Here is a 5,608-nt window from a genome sequence, read left to right on the forward strand (position 1 = left end):
GGGGTAATGGAGTGATGGGGATCCTCAGGTTTCAGGCAGCGGTTTAGAATAAGCTTTAGCCCTTTGCCCCTTTCAAAGCTGCATGACTGAACAAATCGACCTTTTCTCCGACGCGGCTTCCGCTGCTGACTTTGACCTAGAGCAGATTCCGACCAGCGCCAAGGTTCCGATTCCGCCGGGGACCTATGACAGTCTGGAGAAGCTGGGTGAACACTGTCGTCACTGTCAGCGCTGTGGGCTGGCTGAGGGACGGACTCACGCGGTGGTGAGCCGGGGCAGCCCGACTGCACCGATTTTGATTATTGGCGAGGGGCCAGGGCAGAATGAGGACGAGCAGGGGCTGCCGTTTGTCGGTAAGTCGGGACAGCTGTTAGAGAAAATCCTGGCCTCGGTGCGGCTGGATAGCCAGAAAGACGTGTATATCTGCAACGTGGTGAAGTGCAGGCCGCCTGGAAACCGTAACCCCACTGCGGCGGAGATTTCGGCCTGTCGCCCCTATCTGCTAGAGCAGATCCGGATGGTTGATCCAAAGATTATTTTGCTGACTGGGGCGACGGCGGTGAAGGGAATTTTGCCTCAGGAGAAGCGCGGCATTACGAAAATTCGCGGCCAGTGGATGGCTTTTGAGGGCCGTCCCTGCATGCCGATCTTTCACCCGGCCTACCTGCTGCGCAATCCGTCGCGCGATGCGGGCAGTCCCAAGTGGCTAATGTGGCAGGATATTCAGGCGGTGAAGGAGAAGCTGGAAGAGGGTTAGGGCGGTTCGGGATGAGCTGACGGGGTAAGGGGCGCGATCGCGCCTGCCCGACAGTCCCTTAACCAAAGCTGGACAGCTTGACCCACGCTGCCGCTGCTGCTTTCTCGGGGCGGCAGCGGCGGGTGCGGTTCGCCAGGGCTGCCGCCGATCGTCGAAAACATTAAGGCTAGCCGCCAGCCGCTGTCGGTTTGGGTGAGAAAGAGCCAGTGATATTCCTGAAGCTCGCGCAGAGTCAGGCCGGCGTACTGCCGCTCCAGGGTAGTAAAAAAGACCTGAACGAGCTCGTCATTCGCCGCCGGTGAGGTTGTAAAGACATATTCATCCAGGTCAATCGGCTCAAATTCGGGCCGACCGGCCAGCACGACATAGCTAGGGCGATACTGAACCGGAATCTGATCGACCAGGGCGCGCTGAAGTTCTCGATTGGTATAGACCGGAATGTCGCGAATCAGCAGCGCCGTGAGCAGCTCAACGTCTTCTGGGCAGGCAAAGGAGGGTCGGATTGGGGCAGGAGGAGGGTCGGAGTCAGGCGGCTCGACCGGACTAGGCGCGGGTGGGTCTTCGGACGGCTCGACCGGCGCTGAGGGTAAGTTTGGCGGCGGTTCAATCACGGTGGGGGCGACCTCGGGGAGCACTGCTTGAGCCGGTGCGGCCCAGGCCGTCAGCAAGCCTGCCAAGATGGCGCCTAACCGCAGGCAATCAAGTTGCTTAACGCTCACGGACAGGGATATTCTCGCTTTCAATGTCTTGACAGATCTGCTCAAAGGCAGCGGCAGGGTCAGCGGCGGTGGTAATCGGTCGGCCAATCACAAAATAGTCGGCCCCAGCTCGGACGGCCTGTCCCGGGGTGAGGGTTCGCCGCTGGTCGCCGCGATCGCTCCCCGCCGGACGCACGCCGGGGCAGACTAGGCAAAAGTCATCACCACAGAATCTTCTAACCTGCGCCGCTTCCTGAGGAGAACAGACTGCTCCCGCTAGGCCACTCTCCTGCGCCAGCAGGGCCATTTGCAAGGCGTAGTCGCTGAGTTCCAACGGCACCTTTAGCTCAAACGCCAGCGATCGCGCCTCAATACTGGTCAGTAGCGTCACGGCTACTAGCTTAGGGGTTTGCTGCCCAGCGGCGGCAGCGCCCGCTGCCGCCGCCGTCTGAGCCGCAATCAGGGCCGCCTTGCCGGCGCTGGCATGAACCGTCACCAGGTCAACGCCGTACCGCCCGGCAGCACGGCAGGCCCCAGCCATGGTTTGGGGAATGTCGTGAAACTTCAGGTCTAAAAAAATTTGCTTATCCTGCGCCTTGAGCTGGCGCAGGATGGCCGGGCCGCTGCTGACAAAGAGCTCCAGCCCTACCTTCCAAAAGGTCACCTGGGGGAGGCGATTGATGAGCGCGATCGCGCCCTCCACGTCAGCCACATCCAGCGGCACAATCACCCGATCAGCGGCTCGCATCAGGGCATCAGCCGCACAAACTTTTTCTTACCCATCTGGAGCACCTTCCCGGCTAAATCTGCTGGTGAATTAAACACCTGATTCACGTCGCCCATCTTTTCGCCCGCTAAGCGCACCGCACCGCCCTGAATCTGACGCCGGGCATCGCTGCTGCTATCGCAGAGCGGACTCGCTCCGAGAATGTAGAACAGCTTAGCGGGAAACTCAATTGCCGCCAGCGAAAACTCGGGGACGGCAGCAGCCGCGTCGGTCTGTCCCTGCACCAGGGTGAGGGCATCTTGCTGGGCTTGACGAGCCGCATCAGCGCCGTGAAACTGGCTAGTCACTTCCAGGGCCAGCAGCTTTTGCTGCTCCCGCGGACTCTCGGGCAGCTGATCTAGGGGCAGCAGGGTCAACAGCTCAAAGTAGTCTTGAATCAGCGTGTCGGGCACCTTCTCGAGCTTGGAATACATGGGCAGCGGCGCTTCTTGTAAGCCGACATAGTTACCTAGAGATTTAGACATTTTCTGGCTGCCGTCGGTTCCCAGCAGCAGCGGCAGCAGCATGCCAAACTGGGGCGGCTGGCCAAAATAACGCTGGAGATCTCGCCCTACAGCAATATTGAACTTCTGGTCAGTACCGCCCAGCTCTACATCAGCCTGGAGCATGACCGAGTCATAGCCCTGCATCAGTGGGTATAGGAACTCGTGCAGGTAAATCGGATTGCCCTGTTCGTAGCGCTGGGCAAAGCCCTCCTTAGCCAGGGTCTGACCCACGGTCATGGTGCCGAGCAGCTCTAAGATCTGACTTAGGTCCAGACTCGCGAGCCACTCAGAGTTGTAGCGAATCTCCAGCCGACCGGGGGTCTCAAAATCTAAAATTGGCCGCACCTGGTCGATGTAGGTTTCGGCATTGGCCTTGACCTGAGCCGGCGTGAGCTGCCGCCGCACCTCTGACTTCCCAGTCGGGTCGCCAATCTGCGCCGTAACGTCGCCAATCAGCAAAATCGCCGTATGGCCTGCATCCTGAAACGCCCGCAGCTTACGGACAGGAAGGCTGTGGCCCAGATGGATCTCCGCCCCGGTAGGGTCGATGCCCAGCTTCACCCTGAGCGGTCCGGCCTGCAAGCGAACTCGCAGATTCTCCGCAGGGTCGGTTGAATCGGGCCGATCGGGGAAAACTTCACTGACGCCTCGATAGATCCCCTGAAATTCCGATGGCAGTTTGGCTGGTGACGATGGGGTAGGACTAACGGGCTGGGGGCGATTGTTGACAGCGGTCATGATTAAAAGGAGAAATTGTAGCGGGAGTCAGGTAATTTTGGGCAACTGCTCAGAAAAATGGGTCATTTACGGGACATTCATTTTAGATCCACTATATTTGACGAACAGTTTCACTAAGATTCCACTAAGATTCCTCCAGGTTAGATGTTTACAGCCCGGCAAACGGTTTAGGATAGATGCTCCCGATTTCTTCAGCCCTATCATACGTGACTTGGCCATAAGTGTCACAGGCTTTGGTGGCGGCTCTGCTCTCGGCCTGAACCGCCCCCCGATTCATTCCCTGGCGTTCCGCCATTCCCCCGCTAGCAATTAGGAAATCATTCGTGTCATCCAATACCTTCCGCAAGTCGCGATCGCGCCCTGAACGAGCTCCCAGCTCCCTCGGTCTGCTGCGCTTCATTCAAGAAGTGGGCCAGGTGAGCGCAACGACGCTGCTGACGACGACGATGCTGGCTAGCTCTGTCGTCGCGGGCGGATTGGTCGGGTTGGCCATCAGCTTTCGGAATTTGCCCGATGTGCGGGTGCTGCGCAACTATATCCCGTCTGAGACCAGCTACATCTATGACATTAACGGCACGCTGCTCGACAGCATGCACGACGAGGCGAACCGCGAAGTCGTTGCTCTTAACGAAGTTTCGCCTGACCTAAAGCGAGCTGTACTGGCAATTGAGGACAGCTTCTTTTATTCTCACCAGGGTATCAACCCCAGCGGCATTGGCCGCGCCTTCGTCGCCAACCTCCAGGCTGGTAGCACGGTTCAGGGTGGCTCTACGATCACCATGCAGCTGGTGAAAAACCTGTTTTTGACCCCGGAGACCAGCATCAGTCGCAAGATCGTCGAAGCGGTTCTAGCCATGCGGATTGAGCAGGTATTTGAAAAAAATGAGGTGCTCCAGCTGTATCTCAACCAGGTGTACTGGGGGCACAATACCTACGGCGTTGAGACCGCGGCTAAGAGCTATTTCAATAAGTCTGCTAAAGACCTGACCCTAGCCGAGTCGGCCATGATGGCGGGAATCATTCAGGCTCCAGAAGACTATAGCCCCTTCGTTGACTATCAGATTGCAAAGCAGCGACAGGCCGTCGTACTCGCTCGGATGCAGAAGCTCCAGTGGATTACGCCTGAAGCAGCGGCGGCGGCTAGAGCTCAGCCTTTGCAGCTTGGTCAGATTACCTCCTTTGGGGAAAGTCAGGCTCCCTACGTCACCGATGCCGTGATCAAGGAGCTGACCGAGCAGTTCGGCGAAGATGCTGTGCTTAAGGGGGGAATGCGGGTCCAGACCACGATTGACCTGAATCTCCAGCGGATTGCTGAAGATACGGTACGGCGCAGCTACAACACGACCTTTGGCGGTGGGGCCTATGCCGATGAAATTGCGCTAGTCGCCATCGACCCGCGCACCCATTTCGTCAAGGCAATGGTTGGCGGCGTAGACTACAGCAAGAGCCAGTTTAACCGCGCCATTCAGTCCCGGCGGCAGCCCGGCTCGGCCTTCAAGCCCTTTGTGTACTACGCTGCGTTTGCCTCCGGTCGCTATACGCCATCCAGCACGATTGCCGATACGCCGGTCTCCTATCCCGACGGCTATGAGACCTATTCGCCCCGCAACTATGACGGCTCCTTTCGCGGCAGCATGCCCCTGCGGACGGCCCTGGAGCAGTCGCGCAATGTGCCGGCGATTAAGCTGGGCCAGTCCGTAGGCATCAACCGAATTATTGAAATTTGCCGCGCTCTGGGCATCGAAAGCCCGATTGACCCGGTAATTTCGCTACCGCTGGGAGCCGTTGACCTGACCCCGATGGAGATGGCCGGGGCCTATGCCACCTTTGCCAACTATGGCTGGCATTCAAAACCGACGGTGATTGTCCAGGTAACCGACAGTCACGGTCGCGTCATTTTAGATAATACGCCCAAGCCGCAGCTGGTGCTAGACCCCTGGGCCAGCGCCGCGCTGACCAACGTCCTCCAAGGCGTGATTGCCCAGGGAACGGGAACAGCCGCCCAAATTGGCCGCCCTGCTGCCGGCAAAACTGGTACAACAGATTCGCAGCGCGACGTATGGTTTGTCGGCTATGTGCCTCAGCTGGCTACCGCTGTGTGGGTTGGCAATGATGACTATCGCCCGCTGGGGCGGGGTGCGAC

General features: G+C 58.7%; 5 protein-coding genes. 2 read left to right on the forward strand and 3 right to left on the reverse strand.

The annotated features are described in order from the left end of the window. Positions 1 to 82 precede the first annotated feature (82 nt). Positions 83 to 757: a uracil-DNA glycosylase gene (locus tag IQ241_RS24780; RefSeq protein ID WP_193912429.1), complete on the forward strand. Its 675-nt coding sequence runs from the start codon at positions 83 to 85 to the stop codon at positions 755 to 757. Here the strand turns inward: IQ241_RS24780 and IQ241_RS24785 are convergent. Genes IQ241_RS24785 through tyrS form a run of 3 tightly spaced genes read right to left on the reverse strand, consistent with a single transcriptional unit; the run spans position 754 to position 3,465 of the window. Beyond that, positions 754 to 1,434, reverse strand: a complete 681-nt coding sequence (locus tag IQ241_RS24785; RefSeq protein WP_228022081.1) for a hypothetical protein — start codon at positions 1,432 to 1,434, stop codon at positions 754 to 756. The two genes, IQ241_RS24780 and IQ241_RS24785, sit on opposite strands and share 4 nt — an antisense overlap. 31 nt (positions 1,435 to 1,465) lie before the next feature. Then, a complete protein-coding gene (pyrF, locus tag IQ241_RS24790; protein ID WP_193912431.1) occupies positions 1,466 to 2,203 on the reverse strand; it encodes an orotidine-5'-phosphate decarboxylase in 738 nt (245 codons plus the stop codon). After that, positions 2,203 to 3,465, reverse strand: coding sequence for a tyrosine--tRNA ligase (gene tyrS / locus IQ241_RS24795; RefSeq protein ID WP_193912433.1), 1,263 nt, complete (start codon positions 3,463 to 3,465; stop codon positions 2,203 to 2,205). Before tyrS ends, pyrF begins: the two co-directional genes overlap by 1 nt. A 323-nt stretch (positions 3,466 to 3,788) precedes the next feature. On the opposite strand from tyrS, the gene IQ241_RS24800 reads away from it, so the two are divergent. Next, positions 3,789 to 5,608 (forward strand): transglycosylase domain-containing protein (locus tag IQ241_RS24800; RefSeq protein ID WP_322743795.1); only part of this gene is annotated, 1,820 nt, incomplete at its 3' end.

Origin of the sequence: Vasconcelosia minhoensis LEGE 07310, assembly GCF_015207255.1 — a bacterium.
GTDB classification, from domain to species: domain Bacteria; phylum Cyanobacteriota; class Cyanobacteriia; order Phormidesmidales; family Phormidesmidaceae; genus Vasconcelosia; species Vasconcelosia minhoensis.

Excerpts from the sequence above, each read along its gene's own strand:
- IQ241_RS24780 (WP_193912429.1), top strand. The coding sequence starts at position 83 with ATGACTGAACAAATCGACCTTTTCTCCGACGCGGCTTCCGCTGCTGAC.
- pyrF (WP_193912431.1), bottom strand. The coding sequence starts at position 2,203 with ATGCGAGCCGCTGATCGGGTGATTGTGCCGCTGGATGTGGCTGACGTG.
- tyrS (WP_193912433.1), bottom strand. The coding sequence starts at position 3,465 with ATGACCGCTGTCAACAATCGCCCCCAGCCCGTTAGTCCTACCCCATCG.